We start from the raw sequence: 24,187 nt of genomic DNA on the forward strand, positions 1-24,187 counted from the left end.
AGCAGGCTCTGACAGGTTATTGATGAGCGGTTTTAGTGCCAGCATTGTATTGAGTGAGGCTGTTGATATTGATTTTTGGCGGCGTGTATTCTGCCGGGATCTTGCCGTGTACGGTGCTGCTGTCTAATACCAGATAGCCCTGCTGGTTGAGCATGGCGATAACAGTCTCGTTGTACCTGATCACGTCCTTGTCGCTGCCACCCTGTGAGCGGACATGCATGACATTCTCTTCCAGCGAAATGACGGCCAGTTTGACCTCGTTGCTGGTGTCCTGCTTCGGTACAAAGAAGTAGTGATAAACCGTGATGGCAAAAACAACTATCAGGATCATCAGGCCATAGTTGAACACTGCCTCAAACCACCCGCTTTGAGTTTTGCGCGGGCTGGGGGACTGTTTCCCGAACATCTGGCGGTCACGTTTGCTATCTGATTCGGCCTGGATTTGGTTGCAGATTTCTTTAGTCGGGTTATTGTCGGGCTGCGACGATAGTGGACTGCCGTTACCATGCTCGGCCGTCGGCTCAGCGTTAATGGCTTCAGAGTTTATGGCTGAGTCTGATGTTGCTTTGCCTTGCTCGCTCATAATTTACCTCTATTGAAATTGCAGTGTTAGTGGGGCTTGCAGGAAGAAAGAGACTTCCTGCATCGCGGGTACATCGACGGTTGGCCAGATTTCTTCCAGCATTTTTACATAGTATTCCGATAGCCTGTCGAGAGAACTGGAGGCGCCGGTCAGGGCTGCAGAGGCCCCCATGGTGCCAAGGTCAGGCACCTGATAACCACCGCTGTCATCCCCGACGACATCGATACCCACGACGCGCTGCGGGGCAATGCCTTCGGCAAGGCCGGAGAACAGGCCAGCCCACAGTGAGCCTTTCAGAACGTCTCCGTTACGAGTCACAAGGATACCGGGGATGCCAGCCTGTCCGTCCCCGCCGGTGGCATACCCTTTGGCCGATGCTTCGGCAATCAGGCCTTCTTCGTCGATGCAGACGATAGTTTCAAGCCGCATATAGGTACGGGAGTCGCTCAGTGACCCGATGGCACTGACATGGCCCTGGCAATCCCTCAAATCCACCCGGTAATTGTTTGGTAACAGCGCATCGACCTTGAAGCGAATGGTTGCCGGCAATGGTTCACGCTTGGAGCCAATGCTTGTCGGTGCCTGCATCCCTGACAGGAGTACACCGGTTAGCAGTGACGTAGACGGCAAGGTGATGGAATAGCCCTTTGTCTCTTCCGTTGTGGCCAATGCATCGAGCTTATTGTCCAGCTCGCGCTCCTTTTCATCGAGGGCAATTTTTTCCTGATCGGCTGTTTGATTCCCGCTGACATTGGCCAGTGTCAGGGGATCACCAAGCCGCTGAATCTGTCCGTTGCTTAGAGCGATAATGTAATTATCGGCGTTGATGGTACGGATCCCTGCCGGTTGAGGTGCTGGCGACTGTTGCGGTGCGGATACCGTGCTTTCTGGCCGAGCCACATTATTGTCAGCCGCGTTGCCGCCCGTCTGCTGGTATGTTGGCTGGCGTTGATTGGTCGGCTGACGCTTCGGATACAGCGGGTCGCGTTGTTGGTTAAAGCGCTTCTGGCCTGATACCCACTGCGACAGTTCCTGCTCCTGGCTCTCGACTTTTGTCCGTAGGTCGTCGAGTTCGAGAAGGACGGAGTCCATGGCGATATTCTTTGTCTGTGTCTGGCCCCGACGCTCCATTTCGGAAATGGATTTGAAGGCATCAGTTACATGCTCCAGCTCGTTTCGCTCTAGGACTATGTCGGTATCAGTTGGGAAAAACACTTTTTGAATCGCGTCGCTTTTACCTGTTGATACCGGCATTGAGGGTTTGATATACGGGACGGCAATAATACCGAAGCCCGCGGCCGCGGCCATCAGGACGCCGATACGTTTTTTCCTGTCTCCCCACAGCTCGTCAAATTGGTCTTTGAGATTATTCATGCTGGCATCCTTAATTTAACAGTGACGGGCGCTGACGGCGTTGTTGGAGACGTTCGAAATAGAGTCTGTCACGCATGACATAAACCTCGGTCTTCTCCCCAGGCTTAAGCGTTGCCTTGTTTAATATCCCGGTCGCAATCACATCGTCATCGATCCAGCACTGCTCTTCACGCAGAACGACCTTACGCTTGTGCGGGTTGGTTACCAGCACGATGTCGATGATTCGGCGCGAGGAGACTAACCGCTGCTTGGTTACACTTTTAGCCTCGAAACGGCAGGGGTATTTGGCGCTGGTGGGTACGTTCATAACCAGATCGAATCCCTTCGGTGTGGCGTTGCCGCCGACCTGGCTAAACAGGTCATTGATCCGTGCTTCATAGGGTGAGGCACTCACTTTGGGATCGCTGGCAATCAGGAGCTCATTTTCCTTATCACGGATACGGGCTTCCTGCGCAAGTTTATCCTGCTCTAAGTCGCGGTGCAGACTGGCTACTTTTGTCCGGGTCTTTCTGTCGAGTCGGACATTGACCTCCACCATGGTTGCCAGGACATTGAGGGGCCAGACCGAGAGGTTAACCTGGGTTTCAGGCACCCCTTTTTCGTGGATGATAAGACCGAAGGGTGCATCGTTTTGCGTGGTGAAGTAGAGATAGCTACCTTCTACCTTGATGGCTACGTTAGGATCGCTGGTACGAACTTCAACCTCACGGAAGTTGGTTTTGACCGAGTTCATAATGAATTTGGCCGCGGGCAGGGTAACATTCTCTCCGGCACGCAAGTTGTACTTCTGCACCGGCTTGAACTTGCTCTTCATTTGTTGAGTCATTCGTTCAAACGCAGTTGGTTGGGGTGGGGCAGTGGTTCGCTGGTCAGCGGTTTGCACCTGCATCCCATAACTATCAACAGCTGGCTGGAAGTTGGCAGGGTTGTCCTTTGGGGCAAATTTACCCAGCTTCTGTTGCTTTTCGACCGGCAGGTTGCTGACCACTTGCTGCATGAGCTCATCTACGTTCTTGTCGTTGCTGACCACGCGGGTTTCACCAATCGGGGTAACCGGGAGCTCATAGCTTTTTTGGGCAAATGCTGATGCTGTAGCGAACAACATGCAGCCAGTAAGAAGAAACTTTTGCATGATGTCGGCTCCTATTTTCTTTCTAAACGGTTTCTGTCGATATTCGGCGCACCTTCGTACTGGTCGATGTACGTCAGGCTTGGTGTTCCGCCGGCACTTTCCACGGTCATTTCGTAGGTCCAGCGAACCGGCTTGAGGGGATTCTTCTTATCTGCCTTTTTGCGCGAAATTAGTTGTCGCTCGCCGTAGATATACATGATGTCTTTGCGAGGATCGTAGTAGGTGTCGATAGGGGTGAATGTCTGTGTCTGACCACGCAGGGCCAGCGCTTTGACATGGGCCTGCAGCTGGGCGGCCATCTCGTCATAGTCTTCGATGGGCACCATCGGCTTCATGGCATCGAGTACGACTTCCAGGGTTCGCTCGGAGGCATTGCCCAGAATACTGGCGATATGGATCCCCCACAATTTTTTGTAACTTTCATCAGCCTTGTTGCCGACGATGGCGATTTCTTCGGAGAGCTGTGGTGGGATCACAATGGTTACCGGTTTGGTCGTGAGTATTTTGAGAGCCAGGACAGCAATGACAAAAAGAGCAACGATCAGTGCGATAGTCACGCGCAGACTGTGATCGACTGCTGCCGTCCAGCTTCTTTGTACATCGCTGGGCAAGAGTTTTTCTTTGACAGTCTCGGTTATGGACATAGAGCCTCCAGAAACGCAATTAACCGGTTATCGATAAAAGGTGCGTTTAAAACAATCGGGAAAGCGGAGCGTTTCTTTGGGGACATAAATACCGCGCCACCACAGGATGTGGGCCAGTCGGCCTTTCGGGTAATTGGATTTTATGTAGAAATTGCATGCCACCAGAATTGCCCCCACTCCCAACGAAAACAGAATGGTTTGAGTGAAGTTGCCGATAACCATCGCTATCATCAGTACGCCGAAAGAGTCCACTTCCATTCCGAGGATCATTTGCTTGTCGTTGATCCGCATTGGAATAAAGGTCTGGTTCTCCGGAAGCACATGAACATGGTTCTCGTTGATGTCATTTTTTGCCATCTGAGGTCCCTCACTGACTGGTTAAAAGAAGGGGCGAATAACTTCGCCCCAGACCTTTGACTACCTCCTTGCTTTCCTTAGACCGGCAGGCCAGCATCCAACATGCCGGAGATAATCCCGGTGAGCTGTGCCAGCACGACCATGATGATGACCGAACCACCCAAACCAATGAGGTTTGGACGCACGATGGAGAAGAAAAGCACACCACAAACGGTGAGGAACGCGACGATCTGGCCTGGGTAGCCGTTTGCCATTTCGGCAAACATGTCATAGGTGCCTTGGAACGCAGCACCACCAGCACCGGCTGTGGCTTCCATGGCGCCAAAGATAAATGCCATGGCAAATAGCATCAGAGTTCCTACTTTGTTTGCAGTCATTGCAGATTTGATGTTGCTAAAAAGGTTTGAGGTATACATAGCTGCGTCCTTACATGGTGATTTCTGTATATATAATCAGCCGCATCAACACTTAGATAACACTCAACTCAACGACATCAATAAGCCTCTTAATCATCGCCCCTTCAAGTTCGCTGCCACCCAATTAACGAGCCCATTTCGCAAAATTAATGTGATTTTTGATTTTCTGTGCCTGTTACGCTGGCGTTATTTATGGTGTGAGGCTCTAAGGCCGATTCCATCTGCAGGCCCAGCTGAACGGCCAGGTAATGCTGGTAACCGGGGCTGGATTCCAGCTGCACCCACTGCTCGTCGCTGAGTGACACTGTCATAAAGTGGGGGCGGCCTGACAGCGGGATGTGCTCGAAATCAATAACGCTTCGACCTTCGAACAGCATGACGATAGGCACCGCCATCGTATCGATAACCACATGAACGGGGCCGTTAACCTGTTGCAGTCTGGCCCTGACCCCGCGGGGCATGAGGGGGTTGCGAACGGTGAGCTGCAGTTTACCCTCAGGCAGGGTTAGCGAATCAGGCGGGCAGAAGGCAATGGTATGTTCGCTATCCTGGTTGGCCTGATCACCATCGCCGATTGCAGTAATGAAATCCTTGAACCATAGGTCACACTGCGCAAGCGCAATCAAGGGTTCGCAGAGGCCAAAGTCGGATTCGAATCGCTCGATGATTTCCCGATTGTTAACGGCAAACAGGGCATAGGTCTCGCGGTGGCCAGAAGCAGGACTGGCGATAAACTCACTACATGGCGCGTGGCTGGAGACGAAATACTGTGGCTTGGATATCTGGTACTCACTGCTTTGGTTGAATAACCCGATATTGTCGTGCATGTACGACAGAGCAGTGATGTCGGCCTGGGTGCAGACCGGGGCGATAAAGAATTCCATACGTCATCCCTTCTGTATTGGTCTGGACTACTCTAGTCCACCAGCACCGTGGGACACCCGATTAGTGAGGCGATATTTAGGAGTAAATCGCCATAAACCCTCGCCCAATCTTAGAGCGGGGATACAAGGCGAAAGCGTGAAGCGCTTTAATCCGGTGTTAACTGGCTTTCCATATAAGCCCAAAGGGTTTCTATAGTAGCCCCTCCCGCACTGCAGGCGAAGTAAGATCGTGACCATAAAGCAGCACTTTTGCTTTGCCGTGGTAGGTGTGTTTTTTGTAGCATCAGCATTCTTGATGAGACTGATTTCAAGTTATTCACCATGACACTGGTTGATAGCTTTGGCGGGTAAGCGACAAGGAGGTGTAAGTGGTCTTGTTCTCTGTCCATCTCGATCAGCTCGCACTCCAATTTATTACAGGCTGACTCGAAAGCCTCTCGCAGTTGCTCAATCATCATGCCATCGAATAGCTTACAGTCTGTACTTGGTAGTAAACACCAAGTGGACGACAAGTTTACTCACGCTATGCCGTTTTTTGAGGTAGCCACTTAATGGCTCTTTGTTATGTGCATTCACTTTACTTCTGCAAATTTAATAAATAAAGCGTTCCTTGCATGGTATACATTTTTACAAGTTCCAGTATTTATCTTCAAGCTCATTAACCTGAGCCATGAGTGGTGTATCCATGTCACCTATAAAACTCACATCGTTCATGCCATGGTTGCGTACAGTTTTGTCACGGGTGTGCCATCTGTTGTTAACTTGAGAGTGTATCCGTGAATGGTGACTCTTCATGAAGAACCTCCTGCTGTTCTCATTCGAGGAAATTCTACTATTGGATGCTGGTATTTTATGGATGATTACCTATATGAGTATAGAAACTAAGCATATTTTATACAAAAATTTATAATACAAATCATATCGCTTATAATGCATCTCAATTATTGAACATCGTTTTTACCTATGGATCAATGAATGGATTTTTCCAAGAAGCTTACAATTAATATTCAATCATCGGCGGCACTTAATCAGGTCATTAGTCATGAAACCTTACGTATACGGGCTGCTTGTTCTCGTACGTCTGAAGCACTAGAGCGTAATTTGTTCGTTTGGAACAGCCCACAGGGTTTGCGTCAGTACAAGGATGGAATCTGGGATGATTGCGATGACTGCGAACAGCCTCACGAGGTACTGGACTGGTTGCTTGAATACAGCAAGGATGAAGACCGAGATGGTTTCATTTTGTTGCTGGAAGACTTTCATCATTATCTGACATCTGCAGATCATGCTTTGATTAGCCGGCTGCGTGCGTTTGCTATAGCTGTTGCTACACGTGAAATTACCGGTTGTTCTGTTGTTCTATGTCAGCCAATACCTTTATTGCCGCCAGAACTGGAAAAAGACGTTCAGGTTTTGGAAATGCCATTACCGGATATCGACGATCTATGCAAAATCATGCAACAGGCAAAGCAACGTTACGACATTGATGATCGCGATTATCAGGAATCATCCAGCTTGCTTGAAGCCGCATTAGGTTTGTCGACCAGTGAAGCCCAACTTGCATTTTCCAAAGCAGCATGCGAATACAAACGGCTGACAGAATCTGAAATTCCTTTCATTGTAAAAGAAAAAGAGCAAGTCATCCGTAAATGTGGTCATCTCGAGTACTTTCACCCCAAAGCCACACTAGATGATATTGGCGGTTTAGATAACCTAAAGTCCTGGCTTCACCGTCGACGTCAGGCCTTTACCTCGGATGCTCGTGCTTTTGGACTTGAAACCCCGCGCGGCGTCTTGCTACTTGGTTTACCAGGTACAGGTAAAAGCCTCGCATCCAAAGCTGTTGCAAATGCCTGGCAGCTGCCGCTGTTGAGGTTGGATATGGGAAAAATCTACGGCGGTATTGTTGGTCAGTCAGAAGCCAATATGCGTTCAGCCTTGCAAATGGCGGAAGCTCTTTCGCCAAGCATTCTTTGGGTGGATGAAATCGAAAAAGGTCTTTCAGGCATGCAAAGCTCTGGCTCGACTGATGGTGGAACCACCGCCCGTGTACTCGGAAGTTTTTTGACCTGGATGCAGGAAAAGGAAAAGCCGGTATTTGTGGTTGCCACTGCAAACCATATAGCCCAACTACCGCCAGAGCTGCTGCGTAAAGGTCGGGTCGATGAAATCTTCTTCGTTGATCTTCCAGTGCAGCAAGACCGCAAGGAAATTCTCTCGATTCACCTTAAACGCAGGGATCGGCTGGACGACTTTTCTGAAGAGGACCTTGATGAATTGGCCGCTAACAGCAAAGGTTTCACTGGTGCCGAGTTGGAAGAGGCGGTCAAGGAAGCCATGTTCCTTGCTTTTGATGAAGGCCATCAGCTGAACAAAGACGATATTCTCACCGCCATCCTGGCGACGACACCGCTTTCCCAAACCATGGAAGAAATGATCAGCCGAACTCGTCAGTGGGCTCAAGGTCGTGCGGTTGCGGCCAGCTCATCAGAACCCGAAGCGCTGGAGAAAACGGCCAGTAAAAAGCCTCGACTGAAACAAGAAGGCGAAAACCCTTTTATCTGATAGAGCTGAAATCATATGGATAACCCTTTTTTTACCGCCCTAGAGGGCAACGGTTTCACTGCGTCTGAACTGGCGTACCAAACCAATCAGGTTTTGATGCCGTTCGTACACTACCTTAATAACAGTATCAAGGCACTGGAAAACAAAGAAGTTAGCTGTGAATGGAAGCCAGTTGTTGATCGGCGTTACCGATTAGTCTCGAACAAACGGATTTACCAGATTATTCCAATCAGTGAAATCGAAATCACCTCTGGCGAGGAAGGCTGGTATGAAATTCTCTGCGAAGAGGATGAAACCCCGCTGAATGAGGATTTTATCCCTGAGATCGATGACCCAGTGATTGTCGGCAAGGGGGCTAATCGTCAGCGTTTTTCCCTGACTGAAGAGGATTACCAATCAGCCAATGGGCAGTATAAGCTTTATCTGCCTGAGCTTGGTGAAGCAAGTGTTATTCAGTGGAGTGGCTACCAGCTGTTGATTCGCCCGCTGTCTGCGCCACTAGGCGAACTGGCAGAAGTGCATATTGATGGTCACGTTTGTCCGGTTAAATCTATTGATAGAAATCTGATTCGATTGCAGGGTCAGGTTTACCACCAAAGTACGCTGTCGATTAATGGACAGAACACAAGATTCAAGCTGCTTTCTTCGCTGGATAAAAAGCAAATCAAAAGCTATTCACCACAACTCAAAGATAATGGCTGGCTGTTGTTTGCGACCCAAAAGCCGGAACTGGAATCTCATCAGATAGAAGATCTGACAGCCGTGTTGCTAAGGGAATTAACGCCTGACTACCTGACTTTGAATGACAATTCATTGAGTCGAGAACAGTGGGGACTTGAGACAGACAAGGATGGCCTGACATTGGAAGCGAGAGATACACGAGTTGCTTCCATCGATAACAACTCGGAGATGCTGTGCGCTCGGTATCCGGCTCTTTCGTTCAGTGTTAGCAAAGACAATATTGACGAGAAGTGGATTCAGTTAATTGAAAAGGACTCTGGTGATGATACCGGTAAGTCTGAACTGGATCATTTCTTCGGCGATAACATTAAGATACTGGATAACAAGCAAAATAGCTTTCGGATCTTAAAATCCCGTTTTGATGAACGACAGATCTTACTGGCGCGAATTGTTGGTGAACAAAAAAACTGGCGGAGCGAATATCCATCGAAACAAGGGGAAACTGGGGAAATTCGCGTCAGTGTTGATACTTCACAATTAAGAAAGCAAAAAGCTGCAATTAATGATTTGATGGCACGTCCTGCTGTTGGGCATGCACCTCTAATACACCTGTTACAGGATCGACAAAAAAAGCGTTGGAAAGATATTCAGCCTGAGACAAATATTGAGTGGCAGGTACTGACCAATCCGGATTTTGATGGCTGTGATTGTCAGCGCGAGTTCGTGACGAAGGCGTTAGCCACTCCTGACTTTGCTATTCTCGATGGACCTCCGGGAACAGGTAAAACCACGACAATTCTTGAACTGATTATTCAACTGGTTATGCAAGGCAAAAGAGTGCTGCTTTCGGCATCTACACATGCCGCGATAAATAACGTTCTGGAAAGGATTCAGGAAAACCCAACTTTGAGAGGTCGTATCTTTCCACTCCGTATTGGTAAAGGAAGTAATGCCACCGGGGTTGAAGGCTTTCACTTTGATAATCTTTATCAACAGCTAAGGAAAGGATCCAACTGTGACGATTTCAGTCATCAGCTAATGGTAGATTCTTCTAACCTGGTATGTGGTACAACGATTGGTATCTTGCGGCTGTTTAACGAACGGGAAGTGACCCTAGATCGTGGTGAACCGCCGTTTGATGTGATGATAATAGATGAATGCAGTAAAACTACCTTTCAGGAATTTCTGGTGCCGGCTCGCTTTGCCAAACGCTGGGTTCTGGTGGGGGATGTGCGTCAGCTATCGCCTTTTACTGATCGTGAGCAGATCGTCGCTAACCTAGACAATCTAATGTTGGTGCCACCAAAAGGTAAAAGACCAGCCCAAACGCTCTCTAAGTCTGTACAGCAAGCTTGTTATTTGTTGGAAGAGTTAAGAGGAAACTCTACTCGAGATGAGCTTTATCGGCAGCCTATGTTGGTTCCTGTTACTACTGGCATATTACAGGCTCTGGATGATGAGATTAGTGCGCGTAATAGTGAGAAAAACCTGGCTAAAGGACTTGACCGTATTTTGCTGGTTCAAAAGGGACGCGTGGGAAGGCTGGCATCTTCCTGGTTAACGGATATGTCGATACTGGAGCAAGAGCCTTGGCATCTATATGACAGTTCGCTTTGCTTTGTAGATGAAGCCTGTATGACACAGATACAGCCAATAATTCCGGATGATATGTTGGTATTGCACCCAGATTGGCAGCGCACTGGCAATGCCTTTCATCATAGAGCTGCTGGGCAAACTGCAGTTAAGCCGTTCAGGGTCAAGACAACAGATTATTCTGATACTAGTACGATAAATAAAGAGCTGTTGGATCGTTTTGACCAGAGCAAGTGGTCGGAAGAAGTCTGCTGGCGCCTGGAGAGGGAATACTGGTTACGCCAGTCGGCGAACTACCAGAAGAAAACCGGTTATTTGTCTGACACGTTAGAACGTTTATTTCCCAAGTCGGTTAATGCTGATGGCCGAATCCATGTCCTGAAAAATATTGCTTTTCCCTCGATTCTTGAAGCATTGTCGGGGGATGGTTTGGTCAAGCGTAAGAAGGACGATCCTACTACGCTGAATCAGGGCTTTGACCGCCATGAAAAGGAACAAAGGCATTCGACGCTGAGCTATCAACACCGGATGCATCCGGATATTTCGGCCTTCCCTCGAAGGCAGTTTTACCCTGAAGGGGTTTTAATGGATGGAAGTCAGTCCCGACCTGGCCGGGACTGGGATTATGACCGTTACAAAACACGTAATACCTGGCTAGATGTGCAGGGCGATATTTATAGGAATGCGAATAAGAGTGAAGTCAAGGCTATTATTCAGGAGCTTATAGCTTTTTGTAATTGGGCTGAAAATAAGAAGAAAAATGACAAAGGCGAAGCTTTTGATGTGGCTGTGCTGACTTTTTATAAAGCTCAGGAAAAAGCCCTTCGAGAGGCCATGCAAAAAGAATTGCCCGGCAATAACAACCGTTACGCCCGTTTTAGTTTTAAGGGAATATCCATTAAGTTGGCAACCGTTGATTACTTCCAGGGGCAGGAAGCTGACCTGGTCTTTTTATCAATGGTCAACACACACCGTGATGGTTTTATGGATTCGCCAAACAGACTTAATGTCTCAATCACACGCGCCCGTTATCAACTCGTGATAGTCGGTCATCATGAGTATTTCAGCCAACGGTCTAGAACTGAAGAGCTTAAGAAACTAGCACGATCTTGTAATGTGTCCCGTGCGGAAAAGGGCTTTGGAAAAAATGCCAGAAGGTACAGAAAACGATGAACAAAAAAAACAGAACTTTGCCGAATGAGTTGAATAAAAACGGCAAGCCGTCTGGCAGCAATCACCCGGAAGCTGAAAACAAACCGAAAAAAAATACCGGTCTGAATATCACACTGCAACGTCTGGTTGAGGCCAGGCGCTACCCGGTAATTGCGCAACTGACGTTTAAACAAAAAAGAGCTGATCTAGTATCGCTGCTAAAAGCAACTCAACAGAATCCAGAGACAATGCCTCCTCGTTTGATGGAGTACCTTAAACGGGAAAAGCTGTGGGATTCAGAAACTGTATCTCTGACCCCAAAAGGTAAAGAGGTTGTCGATACGGGTTATGTGGACGTGAAGGAGCGTGGGCTGTACCACATCTGGTATACCCATAATGACCCTTTGTTAGGTATACGCCCTTTGCTGATTCAGCGGGACACCGCCTTTTTTGAACCAAATTGCAAGCCCTGGAAGAGCGGAGCTGATGCCCGTAACTCTGAGTTTGGGGTCTCGGCTACTTGCACTGTGGATGTTCTGGAAGAAATCTACGGTGGTCAGAAGACCAATTCGTCTCGGCAGTCTCTGACTCTGGTATCACTGCAACCGGAGATTCTATGTTCGCCAGAAGCGTCTGCTCATTTGAGTTTGGAATGGCGGCTTGGATTTAAGCAATCAGAGGTTTCCCTGAAAGGCCAGTTGGAATCTCTTTCTTTTTCCAGGAAAAAGAAAGAGCCAGAACCTATCAAGTTTGATTGTCAAATCTGTGGTTATCAAGAACATCTGAATACAGTGTTGGGGGCGATTGCCAACAAGTTTGATGGGTTCTGGAGCGAGAGTGCTCAACGGATGGTTGTCTCGCTGGAGGAAATTCATCAATATCCACAAGCGATTCAACGTTTTGAAGTGGGCAGCCGCGTTATCTCAAGGTTGTCAACAGATCTTGGGACATTCGATAGTACTTTGGTTTTTCATTTGCCAATTAAACCCAGAGATCACGCTGATGCGGAGCATTGGCATCAAGACTGGCTGAATCATTTTCATTCGAAAAGCTACCGCCGTGATTCAGATACTCGCCAACAACAGTCTCTGTGGCTCGATCATGAGGCCATGGCTGATTTCGATCTTACCTTGAAATCTGGGCAAGAACTGCTGGACTGCTTTGGAAGAGAAAGCCAACCAGAATCCTATTGGCATGTGGCGGCTATGGCGGATCTGTCACCATCCCGAAGTAAAAAGCAAAGGCTGCCAATTACCTTGATAAACTCTGAGGTTCTCAATATCAGGGAGCTTATTGGGCAACTTACGGCGGGTGACTCAGTTCAATCTGTGATCTATTCCGACAGGTATGTACATACCAGCAGACAAAATAGGAATCTGAATAGCATCGCCAGCTATGTGGAAGGTGCAGAAGGTTTGTTGATGACACTAAATCCTACTAGAGGAAGTAGTGATGCTGATTTGCCCGAAAATTGGGAACGTCATATTTTGGATAAACAAAGTGATAACCATGGTCGTTATTGGGTGTTTATAGGGGCTTCCCATACATGGTGCTGGGAATGCACCAGTGGTCTGGATTTTATTTGTAAGCACAATGACGGCTTTATTGTTGACGGAACGCCTAGCTTTATACCCAAGGATGAGGATGAACTTCCACACTATCTAAAAAATACTATCAACAAAAAGAAAAAAACAGCGGAGGTTATGTAATGGCTGTTATTGAAGCAAAATGTAAACATTTCCGCATTGATTATTCCAAGAAGGTATTGCCTGCGCTATTTAAAAAGCAGGATAGCGATTGTGATTTTTCTGAAGGCTTATTACGAATTGATAGTGAAAGAGTAAAAGAAGAGATCAATAAGTCTGCTCTCACATTGGTCATCGCAACTGATCAGATCAGAGACCAAAAACTGATTCAGGCTTTACAGGTAAAAGCCGATAGTGGGGTTCGCATCTATCTTCTTTTAGGTGACAAAAATGTAAATCAGATGGCTATTGATGCCTTATCTGGGCGTTGTCTGGTTCGTACAGGCGTCTCCCAGAAAGGAGCTTTGATATTGCGTGATCACTCAACGAATAACGCTCAGGGAGTGTTAGTGATGAATCATCAGCTATTCACTGTAGTTGGTGAGCAAAGCTGGGCAATCCAACTGGAATCACAACAAATAGACGATAGCTTCCGCAGTTTCTGCAAACTGTTTTGGGAGTATAGCCAAGACGAATACCTACTGCAAAATCAGCCAGAAAAGAAGGCTACGCACCCTAATGGAAATATCATTACCAATCACTCTCATCAGCTGTGTGGCACTTTGAAAGAATGCCTAAACGAAACGTTTGCAAGTATTCAAGGGGTCAGTCATACCAACTTTGGTACGAAAGGAAACACATATTTACTATTGCTTAAGGTTAACTCACCAGATGTTCAGGCCCGACATGGTGTGGCTTTGAGCGATACATCGATTCCTTCGTTATTGATCTCTGAACAAGGCAATTGGCTGCTACCTGATTCTACTGATTTTAATGCCACCAACTGGTGTTTACGCTTGTCTGACCAACAAAGCCAGCAACTGGTTACTACTTATGAGAATGCACTCGAGGAAGCCGCTTGGCAATATAAGTCCAAAGTTATGCTCGAAGAATTTGGAGATAAGCAAACTCTACGTTTTGCTGATCAGTCGGACCTGGTTCGGCAGGTCGAGCAACAACGTAACAAGGAATTGGAGCCTATCTCGACCCAATCTATTGATAGCTTCCTAAATGACGAACCTGAAATATTGGCTCAATCTCAGATCGGTTGGCAACGGGATTTTTTGGCGCATCAAATCGATTATAAGGTCATGGTTCACCCGCCTTATTGTCCACAAGAGGCCAAAACCGATGGGTTATATGCTGATTGGGATAAAGCCGAACAGGATTGGCAAGAGCGGCTGTCAGCATTGGAACATCAACAGCAACTCATTGATAAGCAGCAAGCGAATATTGCCGACAAGCTAAAAGGGTTTCTGCAAGGCTTCCTGTTGGGTCAGGGTCAGTCGGTGAAAAAGCAGAATCAGGAACTGTTAGAATTGAAGCAGTGGTCAGCAACACAGGCAACCCCAGCTGAACGAGAACAGCATAGTAAGCGTTTTGAAACTTTGCTTGAGAGTGTTCAGGTTCGCGGTCAAAGTACTGCAACAGAAATGGACAAGGCTAAGCAAAATCAGCAGTGGGAAGAAAAACAGCAGCAACTTGAAAAGCAACGCGATAACGCCAAGTCTGTTGCTAACGCCAAGAAAATTGAACTTGAATCTCTGGCTTTAGGAAAACCACAAAGCCAGTCGGAGGCTGAGAAAACATTCATCCATCGCTGGAAAAAAGCTGTTGAATCACTCTCTGAAGAACAGCTGAAAAATCTCAAAGTACATGATATTGAGCTTAAGCTGTTCCTCCCAAAGGATATGCCCGAAGACAAAGAGGCAAAACAGGCCGCCAGTCATCAAGCAAGTGCAGACTTTACCGCTGCCATCAAATCAGCTTTTCTTGCTATGGATTGCGAGGCTGCAGGTGAGTGGCGTCATTCAATCAAGGAAAAGGTCTTCAAAAAGCACTATGTGGCAATGAATCGTGCATTTAACGATCATCAACAAGCTTTACAAAAGATTGAGCGAGATCTGAAAGCCGCAAATGACGATGTAGATAAGGCACGAAGAGCACTGGCAAGTGCCGAGCAAGCCTTAACAAATCATGGTTTGCGCTTTGAGTACAAGCCCAATAATGGAACTCGTGAATTTGGGCAACAATTGGGTCTCAAGTCATCCGGAAATACCAAGTCCCGATTTGATTGGCCAATGGAAGACTTGCCAATCGAGGGGGCGGAACTGAAAGCTGATGGCAAGCAGCGTTGGTTAGTCATTAATGATACCGACCAGTTAGAGCAAGCGCGCAAAGACGCGGAGCGTCTGAATGCCGTTATCTGTGTAAATGATCCAGCTTAATAGGGAGACTGGTTTATGCCTGAACAAAAAATAGTAATCACTATCGATGAAGAAGGTAGTATCACTGCCAAAACCAGTGGATTTAAAGGAGATAGCTGTCTGGAGGCACTGGATGAATTGCTGAATCTGGAAGGAGCTGTTACCAGCCTGAAGAAAACAGACGAATTCCATCAGCAACAAACGGTTCAGCGAGGCCGTATTCAGGAAATCAAAAGGAAGTAGACATGAGCGCAGTAATCAAAACCGGCACCCCTTTTGTGATTGAGTCGGTACTGGTAGCAGCACTGGAAGCGGTTGATGCTGAGCCGATTCTTGTAAATCAAGCATTGCTCTCGGAGTTCTCTCAGCGCAACAGGGTTACCGTGGGAGATATTCTTACCAATCGACAGGATTACAATGGACGGCAGTTTTTCCGTAAAGTAGAAGAGCGTTGGATTCTCATACATGACCAGGACGAATATAACGGTAGATTGGTCTCAAAACTTGCTGATAAGCGTTATTTACCTGTCAGTCGTTTTCTAATTGAACTAGGAAAACACTATGATGCTGCTTACCTGCAGCATCTTGATGAATTGGCCGAGCAGGAGCGTATTCGTCTTGAAGAAGAGCGTAAGGAGCGGATTGAGGCAGCTCGCCAACAAGCCATCGCAAAAGCCAAGGCTCAAGGGTATTCGGTAAAGGAAAACAGAAAAGGTGGTCAGATCCAGCTGGTTCTGACGCGTACGGTGTAATTCAATGGCTAAGGACTATGGTGAGTACTTTAACATTGCTCATATTGAACCTCTGAGTCATATCTATGGTCCGGGAGAGCGCTTTGTCGTTTGGTTTCAGGGCTGCGCGCTAGCTTGCGAAGGTTGTTGGAATCGTGACATGTGGTCGTTTAAAAGTAAGCAGCTTGTTCATAGAAAGCGCTTACTTGAGAATATCCTTCATTCGCCAAATATCAAAGGGGTTACCTTCTTAGGAGGGGAGCCTCTTCACCAATCTGACAATATTTGGTGGCTGATTAGGCAAATAAGGGAGCGTTCACACTTAACCATTTTTTTATTTACTGGTTACGAGGAATACGAATTAAGGCAGAAGAATCACATATCAAATATTCATCAATTATGTGACATTGCTGCGATTGGACGCTATCGAGACGACAGAAGAAACATAAACCAACAATGGATAGGCTCCGATAATCAAATCATTATTTACCCTGATAATTCTAGAGAGTCAATTAAACCTCAACGCATCAATCAAGTTGAAATTATTATTGATAGTGATGAGAGTGTCCGAATTTTAGGCTTCCCCGATGAGGCGTTAAAAGGTAAGTATTAAAGTCATCCAAAGCTATAAGTCATGGTTAGTCATGTATTGTCCGACCATGGTTTTACACTACTTGATATGCGGAATGTATATGCATACTGAAGGTAATACAGGATTGAGTATTTGTGAACTACCCAGCGACACGCAAAGCGTGATCACTGGGCTTCGGTAGCATTATGCTGCCGATTTTTTCTCAGATCCCACACTTAACTTTGATAGTTCAAAGACTTTCGTTTTACTGAGTGCTTTCTGCTGAGACGTGGGATTAACCCTGACGATTGTACCAACCGCCATTAAATCTCTTTCACCTGTGTTTCTGATGCTCACAGAAGCCGAGCGATCTCGGTCATTGTGAGCACCACAGTTTACACAGGTGAAGCTTACCCTCAAGTTCAACCTTGTATTTGGTCAAATCAGAGATTAATCCGATCACATTATCAGATACCATCTGACCGTTGAATTTCTGCATTGCTTTCACGTTCAGATCTTCAAACACCACAATATCGCTCGCATTGGTTATCTGTCGCGATGTCTTGTGGGCGAAATCTAATCTTTGTCTTGAAATCTTCCCGTGTAAGGCGTTAACACGTGCTTTTGTTTTCTTCCACCGGGCAGAGCCTTTCTTTCGCCTGGCTAGCTGTCGCTGGAGTCGGCTTAGCTTTTCCTTGGATTGCTTGAGGAATTTCGGGTTATCTACGGCTAGTCCGTTTGATCCGACCACCGTTTGCTTGGAGTTAATGTCGTAGCCAACAATGCTGCTGAGCACCTGCCTGGCTTCCTTGCTCTCCACTTCCTGAGTAATGCTGCATTGCCAGTGTCCATGCCTGAACTGCACCGTTACCGTTTTGATCTTACTCACAAGCCTGCGGTGAAGAACGATAGTAACCCGCCCAATTTTAGGCAGGCTGATGGTGCCATTTTCTATTCTGATGCAGTTGGAGTTATTGACGGCTCTAAAGCTGTCATTGTGAAGCTTTTTGATCCGGTAACTCACTTTGAATTTTGGGAAGTTCTGGTGAGAGCCTTTAGACGTGCCGTTTCTAAGCGCGGTATCCAGGTCTCTGGCGACCTGCTGTGCCGCCGCTGAGTCAAAGGCTTTTACCCAGGCAAACTCAGGAAGCTTTTTAATTTGCTTAATGCGAGAAGCCATATCCTTGTAAAAAAGGAATGTACCATCTTGTTCATGTTGACGCTGGTTTTCAGACAACAATAAGTTCCACAAACCACGGGAATAAGAACCAAACTCAATCAGTTTAGCTTCCTGCTCTGGCGTGGGTCTGAGGCGATAATTGTATCTGAGCGTCTTTTTCATATACTGTATATTTAGCCAGCTACTGGAAGTTGTCAAGTTTTGGATAGATGGGTATTTCGTGTGTTCGATGCAAGTGCTGAAACTATCCGTAGGTACATTCAAGAGCAGGGCTAGGCGATTCATCCCAGTGACAGCAAGCTGATCACTGGGTTTTCTCGCCAACAATCTATAAAAAGTTGATGCTTATTTGGTGTTGTTGAGACTTGGACGACTGAGAGTGGGGATAGTTATGTTCAAGCCTGCAACCGTATGATATCGAAAATGTTCTGCTAATCAGAACAGCCAATGGCCGACCAGGGATGGTTGGCCATTGCGCTCTAAGCACATAATTGTTCGTTGACTTGCATTAGCTTCATAAAAATAATGGTCAGTTATGCGTCAAGATAGAGGAGCCTTTTATCTTGGATTGTAGTCATAGCTTATGTTGTCTATGACTCATCATCAGCATTGCTATCATCATCTTTGTCTGACTCTTCAATTTCATCAGGAGTGATAGATGTCCCATCGTTATTGTGCTGAGTTGGTGTTTTAGTATGTAGTGACACCACCATAACTCTGATATCTTCAGCATCAGGGTGTATCTTTAGCAAGTATGTTTTAATCCCAGTCTCATTGATGTCATCAGAGACAGGATGTGGCTCAAAAGTGTATTTCTTTTGCTCAAAAGCCCTTTTTAGGGCTTCAGCTGCGATCCTGGCCTCAATATCGAACACATAAAAAATAAGATAAGCCAGTACATCTCGGTTTTCTCTGTACTGTTTGATCTGTTTAAGTGCTTTTAGCACGACCATTTTCTTTTCAGATTTGGTTATTTTGTTATTTCGTCCTAGTTTTAGTATTTTGCACTCTGCAACTAGCTCTTTGTCTCTATCGGGTATTGATTCATCTTCGATCAACAGATCTAGAACGCCATTATTCATTGGTATTTCCACATCAGCCCAAAACAAACCCTTTTGAATTATTAGGTTTTTTAGGTTTCTCGTAATTGCTGTTTCCTTACGTGGACTTTTTCTATCGTCTTGCAAATAGTACTCTGGTGAATCACTTAGCCTTGTTAGGTTAACTGACAGTTGATCGTGCAGCGTGACATTAATCCCTTCTTCATGCGTATGCATGTGATTCGTTTTACAATTGTTATACGACAAGTTATCATTATTAAATGAATGGATTAAATGGTAAAGGTCTTGAGTTAATTGAAGCCCTCTAAGATAGTCTTTTAATTTATAATCTTGAATGTTTATATATGTGTTGTAATTAAATGATTTCAGACAGTCAGGCAGTGAGTTTATTTGTGAATAGTGACTTTTCTCAACTTTTGCCACGTACTCGCGAGCACTTTGAACGCATTGTCTAAGGTGCTCGTCAGGATAATTTATGTTAAACTCATTTGTTCTTTTATTTATTTTCCCTCTTAAACAGTAATCAATATCTGCAAAAACACCATTAAGCAGTGTTTCTCTGGCCTGAACGTGTATGAATACAACAGAGATACAAACCAGATAGTCAATGTTTGGTACTTTAATTTGTAGCAAAGAGTATGAATCTTCATATACTTGAATATTAGTGCAAAATTCAACTTCATTGATAGAAGAAAAAGTATTTAGAAATTCCTTGTTGTAGTATGAGGGTTGATCAGCAACTGTGCAAAAGATTCGCCCTATCCGGTTGCATGGCTGTGATGTCTCATCTTGACTTGCAAGTTTTACGCATAGACTATGGACGGTGTCATTGAAACGCTTAACTGCCTCTTCATGTGACATATTTTCCGGGATGCAAAGGCTGCTGGTATTCTTAATATCTTGGCAGTACGCTGTAAGCATCATACCTTCTGGAGCCAAATAACGGGAAAAGTATCGAGGATACTTAAGTTGGTCATCATGTCTCATGGCTGGAAATATATCGAGCTGATATAAGTTGTTATCCAATACTTCTCTATTATTATCTATATCAAACAGCCCCAAATAAGCGGTCTCTAATAAATCGTTTTTAAAATAGCGTTCTCTAGCTTGCTGGATGTCATTTACCATCTCGCTAATTGCTAGATAATATTTATTATTGTGTCCTAGCGGCTCGTACTTGCCTGTATTTAGATAATCTTTTAAATATTCATTTCCAGAGTTTATAGCTGAAAGCTCTTCTACAATTTGATCTGAAAATGGTCGGTTGTTGTAATGGTTGTTCATAACAATTCCTGAATATTTTTTCTTAACTATAAGTGGCAATTTGGGCTTAGTGACTACCGTCCAACCTGAACACTTAACTGGCAATGTTTATTCTCTAAATTTAATTATTATGTATAGGAGTCTCTATAAAAGTAGAGTCGATGAAAAATTAAACCACTCCACTATTCCAGTCAGACTAAATCAGCTTTTCCATCACCTGCGGATTGTGCAGGTACAGTGACAGCAGCGCACTCGGCTGGATCCCTTTTTCCGAGCAGGTGGCCTCGAACCAGTCACGGATATCACCTGGCATCTCATCAAGATGGCATTGTTGGTGCCCGACCACCATCGCAAGGATGAGCCGGTGTATTTTCCCGCCGGCAATCCAGTCACGCAGGGTTCGCGATGGCACCGGGAAGGTCTCGTCGGTAAGTGGTGACGGCAGGCCTAATTCCGTTGCCATCTCCTTGACTGAATTCTCGCTGGCCTTGAAAGTCGCTAGCCGGTCCGGGCTGAGCACGGCCAGGGCCATTTCCGGGTGCCTGAAATAGTCGGGGCGGGATTTCTGCCACTGACGCAGCGTTGGTGCCGGCATGGCCAGGCGCTCGGCCATATTATTGAAATCTGTCATAAGCTGCTTACCGCCTGAAGGCGCTCCTTGAGGCTCAGTTGTTTGTGGCTTCTCTTTATATCTCGCTGATTTGCAAGCTCTAACTCACCCTTGAAGGCTTCCAGCCATCCTATCACAGAACTTCCTGTCTGGTGCATCCGGGTTAAACCGTCGATCAGGTTGTCACGGTTCGGCCGCCAGACGTTTACCAGGGCAATCCAGTCAACCAGGCTGGGATGGTAGTGGTCAATGAGCGACGCCCAGCGTGTATGGTATTCCTTGTGGTTGAAGGGCTCGCCGGTTGACTCCTCGATGGCCAGGTCACACTGCAGTCGGCCGCACAGTTCCGAGACAGCTTCGTGCATCGGTGTCCATTGCAACAGGTGTTGCTCTATCCGGGCGATTAACTCGTTGCGCTCGTGCTTGAGGTATTGGTTTACCTTGCTGCGGTGATAGTTCTGGTGCTGGTGCGCCGGATAGGTGCCACCGAACTGGCGCAGGCTACGAATTCCATCGCCGCGCCGGCGGTAGAGGGAGCGCAGGTGTCGGCCATGGACATCCAGTGCCTGCTCAATTCCCCCTTCCTGGACCCAGAACGCGAAGCGCTTGTCGTCGATGGCCAGGTTTTCGATAGCGGAGAGGCTGCTGTCAAACCGCAATGGGTTCTGGTGCATCGGCAGCAGTTTGCCTTGCTCGGTATCAAAGCGCAGACCGAGGATCTCTTTGTCCTGTCGGTGGGCATGGGCCAGCAAGGGGGTGGTATCAATCGTATAGAAGCGAAGCCTTGTATTGCCCTTAATCCATTTTCCGTTTTCCTTCCGGGTTACCCGGCGGGTGAAATCCTGGCGCGCCGGCCGGCGGTTGGCATCCGGTTTGTAACTGTCGGTCAGCGACACAGGCGTCAGGTACAGTAGCTTCTGATGGCAAACCATAGGCGTCGCCGTGATAGCCCTGAGCTTGCTCCCGAGCGCTTGGAGTACGGCCATCGCATCACCGGTGCCACCAAGTTGGCGACCGACCTCTTCGCATACGTAATCGAGCAGATCCCGGGTAAAGGCCTCGATGGCGTTGTCGATATCTTGCTGCAGCAGGGCGTACCGTTCGGGAGCTATGGTTTTGTTGTTGATGGTGACGGACTGGATCTGCATTTCGGTGTTGATGGCCAGGTGCCAGATAGCCGTGCTGGTTTCGACACTGACCGGGAAGTCCCCCTTGTCAGCAAGGCTGGTGGCAAGCGTGAAGGACACCTGCATCTTGCTGTGGTGTTTGGCATGGCGAACATTGTCGCAGTTAAAATCTTCCTCAATCAGATCGCTGGCATCAAGCGGGCGTGACCAGTAATCAAAAATGTCCTGTGGCTGGCGGGCAAAGGCAGCGGGATCTTCCATAAAAGGCTTGAAGAACGGCAGCATCACAGCATCAGGCAGTGGCTGGTTCTTGGTCACCTGCGCTGCAGGCAATTCAGCATTGAGTTTCGGGTAGGGTAGCCAACCGTTCTAAAACACCTATGCAAACCTGATTATGGTTTGCTGGTTTTTTCTACTTTCAATCGATGCTGGTTGCAGTTGTTACTAAGCAGCAACTACAGAGCCGTCATCTCCAGTAGCGTAAATTTCGGCTGAACGAGCCGTATAATTCTCTAAATTCAAACTGGCGTTGTAATCTCGGCACTTGTCATTACCACTGGCACAACGATACGTCCGGTCATTCAGTTTCAATTTCCGATTATGAGTGCCACAGTCAGAACACAATTTACTGGATGGATACCATCGGTCTGCTATCGTCAAAATTACGCAAGCCCATGCTGACTTGTATTCTATCTGCCTTCGTAATTCATAAAATCCTACATCAGTAATATGTCGTGCTTATTTTCCATTAGCCATCATGCCTTTAACGTTTAAATCTTCGATAACGATTTCGTTGAAGTTCTTAACCAGGTAGGCACTGAGTTGATGCAGGGTATTGCGGCGGATATCAGCAATTCGTTTGTGAAGTCGGGCGATTTTTTGCTTTTGCTTGTTGTACCCATTGGAGCCTTTCACCTTCTTTACTAATCGTCGCTGATAGCGTGCCAGATTCCGAAGTGACTGTTGTAATGGTTTAGGTGTAACCCAGTATCGGATGTCGCCTTTACTGAGTATTGCCAATGCTATAATGCCTAAGTCTACACCACACTTAGCTTGGTTTTTGCTTGGAAGCATGGAGACTTCAACATCGATTGAGAACGACACGTACCACTTGTCAGCACTTCGCGAAATGGTCATTGAGTTGATATGACCACCATATTTGATTTGTTCGGCCATTCGTAGCCAGCCAAGGCTTGGCACCTTGACATAATGACCGCGCACTTTTACCTGGTCGCCTCCGACATAGAAAGAATCTCTGGACTTACCTTTCTTCTTTAATCGAGGCCGATTGCGCTTTCCTTTGAAAAAATCAGACCAGGCGCGACTCAGGAAGATAAAAGGTTGTTGTGAGGCGTATTTCGTGACCTCGTACATCCAGGGATAATCCCTTCTCTTGATGGCGTTAAGTTCCTTTTTCAAGCTCATGCCAGTAGGCTTTTTATCCCGCTTTCCTTTCTTGAACTGCTGGTATTGTACATTCCAGTTAACTAACGCCCAATTCCACGCAAAACGTGACACGCCCGAGGCTTTTGCCATGTAGGTGTTTTGTTTATTGTTGGTCATTAACTGGGTTTTGAAGGAAATCAGCATATACAACATATGGACTGGTTATGCACACAGTATCAAGTGACTGCCTTCAGCATTTTATTGTCACATCTAAACCACCGCTTTGAGCGGTGGTGATTGTTCCTGTGGGCTATTGCCCGAAGGAGTGCCCATGTTAGAAGTAAGCCTCTTATTCACCACAAGTAAGAGGAAACAACAAACATGGGCGATTACAGGAGTTCATCACATGTCTATTGGCGTTGTAAATACCATATTGTCTGGACACCAAAGTACAGATTCAAAATATTGAAAGGTAATGTGGCCAAAGAACTTTATCGTTCAATCTATATCTTCTTGAACATGAAGGACTGTGAAGTATTAGAGCTGAATATTCAGCCGGATCATGTTCACTTAGTAGCGTTAGTTCCACCCAAAGTGTCGATTTCGTCTCTTATGGGAGTGCTGAAAGGTAGAAGTGCAATACGACTATTCAATAAGTTTCCACATATAAGAAAAAAGCTATGGGGAAATCACTTTTGGGTAAAAGGTTACTTTGTCGATTCAGTTGGAGTAAACGAGGCAATAATTCGTAGATATGTACGACATCAGGACAAAAAAGAGCTTGAGTATGAGAATCAGCTTGAGTTGTTGAAAAACTGATAGCGTGGAATGCCCCCTTCTAGGGGGCGAATGTAAAGCCGCCTTCTTAGAAGGCGGATTTTTACTTTAATTAAAGCGCTTGCCACATAGCCTTGCAGAAAAGATC

At 46.5% G+C, this 24,187-nt stretch carries 22 protein-coding genes and 1 pseudogene; 8 read left to right on the forward strand and 15 right to left on the reverse strand.

Going from position 1 to position 24,187, the window contains the following annotated elements; all coding sequences use genetic code 11:
- Window positions 1-16: 16 nt before the first annotated feature.
- From Q0852_RS19285 to Q0852_RS19325, 9 genes and pseudogenes are all read right to left on the reverse strand, one after another.
- Complete coding sequence (locus Q0852_RS19285; RefSeq protein WP_299020957.1) at window positions 17-583, reverse strand: hypothetical protein; 567 nt, start codon at window positions 581-583, stop codon at window positions 17-19.
- Between the two features lie 9 nt (window positions 584-592).
- A complete protein-coding gene (locus Q0852_RS19290; protein ID WP_299020958.1) occupies window positions 593-1,957 on the reverse strand; it encodes a TrbI/VirB10 family protein in 1,365 nt (454 codons plus the stop codon).
- A gap of 10 nt (window positions 1,958-1,967) precedes the next feature.
- Window positions 1,968-3,089 (reverse strand): hypothetical protein, encoded by a 1,122-nt coding sequence (locus tag Q0852_RS19295; RefSeq protein ID WP_299020960.1) that lies wholly within the window; start codon window positions 3,087-3,089, stop codon window positions 1,968-1,970.
- An 11-nt stretch (window positions 3,090-3,100) separates the two neighbouring features.
- Entirely contained in the window at window positions 3,101-3,733 is a 633-nt protein-coding gene (locus Q0852_RS19300; RefSeq protein WP_299020962.1) for a TraE/TraK family type IV conjugative transfer system protein, read from the reverse strand.
- A gap of 27 nt (window positions 3,734-3,760) precedes the next feature.
- Window positions 3,761-4,090, reverse strand: a complete 330-nt coding sequence (traL, locus tag Q0852_RS19305) for a type IV conjugative transfer system protein TraL (protein ID WP_299020964.1) — start codon at window positions 4,088-4,090, stop codon at window positions 3,761-3,763.
- Window positions 4,091-4,167: 77 nt separating this feature from the next.
- Entirely contained in the window at window positions 4,168-4,506 is a 339-nt protein-coding gene (locus Q0852_RS19310; protein ID WP_299020966.1) for a hypothetical protein, read from the reverse strand.
- A 146-nt stretch (window positions 4,507-4,652) separates the two neighbouring features.
- Window positions 4,653-5,333: a hypothetical protein gene (locus tag Q0852_RS19315; protein WP_299020967.1), complete on the reverse strand. Its 681-nt coding sequence runs from the start codon at window positions 5,331-5,333 to the stop codon at window positions 4,653-4,655.
- Between the two features lie 203 nt (window positions 5,334-5,536).
- Window positions 5,537-5,966, reverse strand: a pseudogene (gene tnpA / locus Q0852_RS19320) (IS200/IS605 family transposase).
- A 51-nt stretch (window positions 5,967-6,017) separates the two neighbouring features.
- Window positions 6,018-6,185: a hypothetical protein gene (locus Q0852_RS19325; RefSeq protein ID WP_299020968.1), complete on the reverse strand. Its 168-nt coding sequence runs from the start codon at window positions 6,183-6,185 to the stop codon at window positions 6,018-6,020.
- A 180-nt stretch (window positions 6,186-6,365) separates the two neighbouring features.
- On the opposite strand from Q0852_RS19325, the gene Q0852_RS19330 reads away from it, so the two are divergent.
- The 7 genes from Q0852_RS19330 to Q0852_RS19360 are packed head-to-tail and all read left to right on the forward strand — an operon-like array spanning window position 6,366 to window position 16,677.
- Entirely contained in the window at window positions 6,366-7,955 is a 1,590-nt protein-coding gene (locus tag Q0852_RS19330; protein ID WP_299020969.1) for an AAA family ATPase, read from the forward strand.
- Window positions 7,956-7,970: 15 nt separating this feature from the next.
- Entirely contained in the window at window positions 7,971-11,402 is a 3,432-nt protein-coding gene (locus Q0852_RS19335) for an AAA domain-containing protein (protein WP_299020970.1), read from the forward strand.
- 29 nt (window positions 11,403-11,431) lie between these two features.
- Window positions 11,432-13,090: a hypothetical protein gene (locus Q0852_RS19340; RefSeq protein WP_299020971.1), complete on the forward strand. Its 1,659-nt coding sequence runs from the start codon at window positions 11,432-11,434 to the stop codon at window positions 13,088-13,090.
- Complete coding sequence (locus Q0852_RS19345) at window positions 13,090-15,354, forward strand: hypothetical protein (protein ID WP_299020972.1); 2,265 nt, start codon at window positions 13,090-13,092, stop codon at window positions 15,352-15,354. The genes Q0852_RS19340 and Q0852_RS19345 overlap by 1 nt, the downstream gene beginning before the upstream one ends.
- Window positions 15,355-15,369: 15 nt before the next feature.
- Window positions 15,370-15,576: a DUF2997 domain-containing protein gene (locus Q0852_RS19350; RefSeq protein ID WP_299020974.1), complete on the forward strand. Its 207-nt coding sequence runs from the start codon at window positions 15,370-15,372 to the stop codon at window positions 15,574-15,576.
- Between the two features lie 2 nt (window positions 15,577-15,578).
- Window positions 15,579-16,085, forward strand: coding sequence for a hypothetical protein (locus tag Q0852_RS19355; protein WP_299020976.1), 507 nt, complete (start codon window positions 15,579-15,581; stop codon window positions 16,083-16,085).
- A gap of 4 nt (window positions 16,086-16,089) precedes the next feature.
- The gene (locus Q0852_RS19360) at window positions 16,090-16,677 is read left to right on the forward strand and encodes a 4Fe-4S single cluster domain-containing protein (RefSeq protein ID WP_299020977.1); all 588 of its coding nucleotides are present in this window, start codon (window positions 16,090-16,092) and stop codon (window positions 16,675-16,677) included.
- Between the two features lie 334 nt (window positions 16,678-17,011).
- Here Q0852_RS19360 and Q0852_RS19365 read toward each other — a convergent pair whose 3' ends face one another.
- The 6 genes from Q0852_RS19365 to Q0852_RS19385 all read right to left on the reverse strand — a co-directional run bounded on the left by Q0852_RS19365 (window position 17,012) and on the right by Q0852_RS19385 (window position 23,475).
- Window positions 17,012-17,977, reverse strand: coding sequence for a transposase (locus Q0852_RS19365; protein WP_299020978.1), 966 nt, complete (start codon window positions 17,975-17,977; stop codon window positions 17,012-17,014).
- 428 nt (window positions 17,978-18,405) lie between these two features.
- Window positions 18,406-20,160, reverse strand: coding sequence for a hypothetical protein (locus tag Q0852_RS19370; RefSeq protein ID WP_299020980.1), 1,755 nt, complete (start codon window positions 20,158-20,160; stop codon window positions 18,406-18,408).
- A 175-nt stretch (window positions 20,161-20,335) separates the two neighbouring features.
- Window positions 20,336-20,770, reverse strand: a complete 435-nt coding sequence (locus Q0852_RS19375; protein WP_299020983.1) for a hypothetical protein — start codon at window positions 20,768-20,770, stop codon at window positions 20,336-20,338.
- A complete protein-coding gene (locus tag Q0852_RS19380; protein ID WP_299020986.1) occupies window positions 20,767-22,194 on the reverse strand; it encodes a hypothetical protein in 1,428 nt (475 codons plus the stop codon). The genes Q0852_RS19375 and Q0852_RS19380 overlap by 4 nt, the downstream gene beginning before the upstream one ends.
- 126 nt (window positions 22,195-22,320) lie before the next feature.
- Complete coding sequence (locus Q0852_RS23985; protein WP_367278172.1) at window positions 22,321-22,605, reverse strand: zinc ribbon domain-containing protein; 285 nt, start codon at window positions 22,603-22,605, stop codon at window positions 22,321-22,323.
- Window positions 22,606-22,614: 9 nt separating this feature from the next.
- On the reverse strand, window positions 22,615-23,475 hold the full coding sequence (locus tag Q0852_RS19385) for a transposase (protein WP_299020988.1): 861 nt from the start codon (window positions 23,473-23,475) through the stop codon (window positions 22,615-22,617).
- A 168-nt stretch (window positions 23,476-23,643) separates the two neighbouring features.
- Here Q0852_RS19385 and tnpA (Q0852_RS19390) point away from each other — a divergent pair, with 168 nt between their 5' ends.
- The gene (gene tnpA / locus Q0852_RS19390; RefSeq protein WP_299020989.1) at window positions 23,644-24,081 is read left to right on the forward strand and encodes an IS200/IS605 family transposase; all 438 of its coding nucleotides are present in this window, start codon (window positions 23,644-23,646) and stop codon (window positions 24,079-24,081) included.
- Window positions 24,082-24,187 lie beyond the last annotated feature (106 nt).

The sequence above is a fragment of the uncultured Photobacterium sp. genome (assembly GCF_947502415.1).
Classification (GTDB): Bacteria; Pseudomonadota; Gammaproteobacteria; order Enterobacterales; family Vibrionaceae; genus Photobacterium.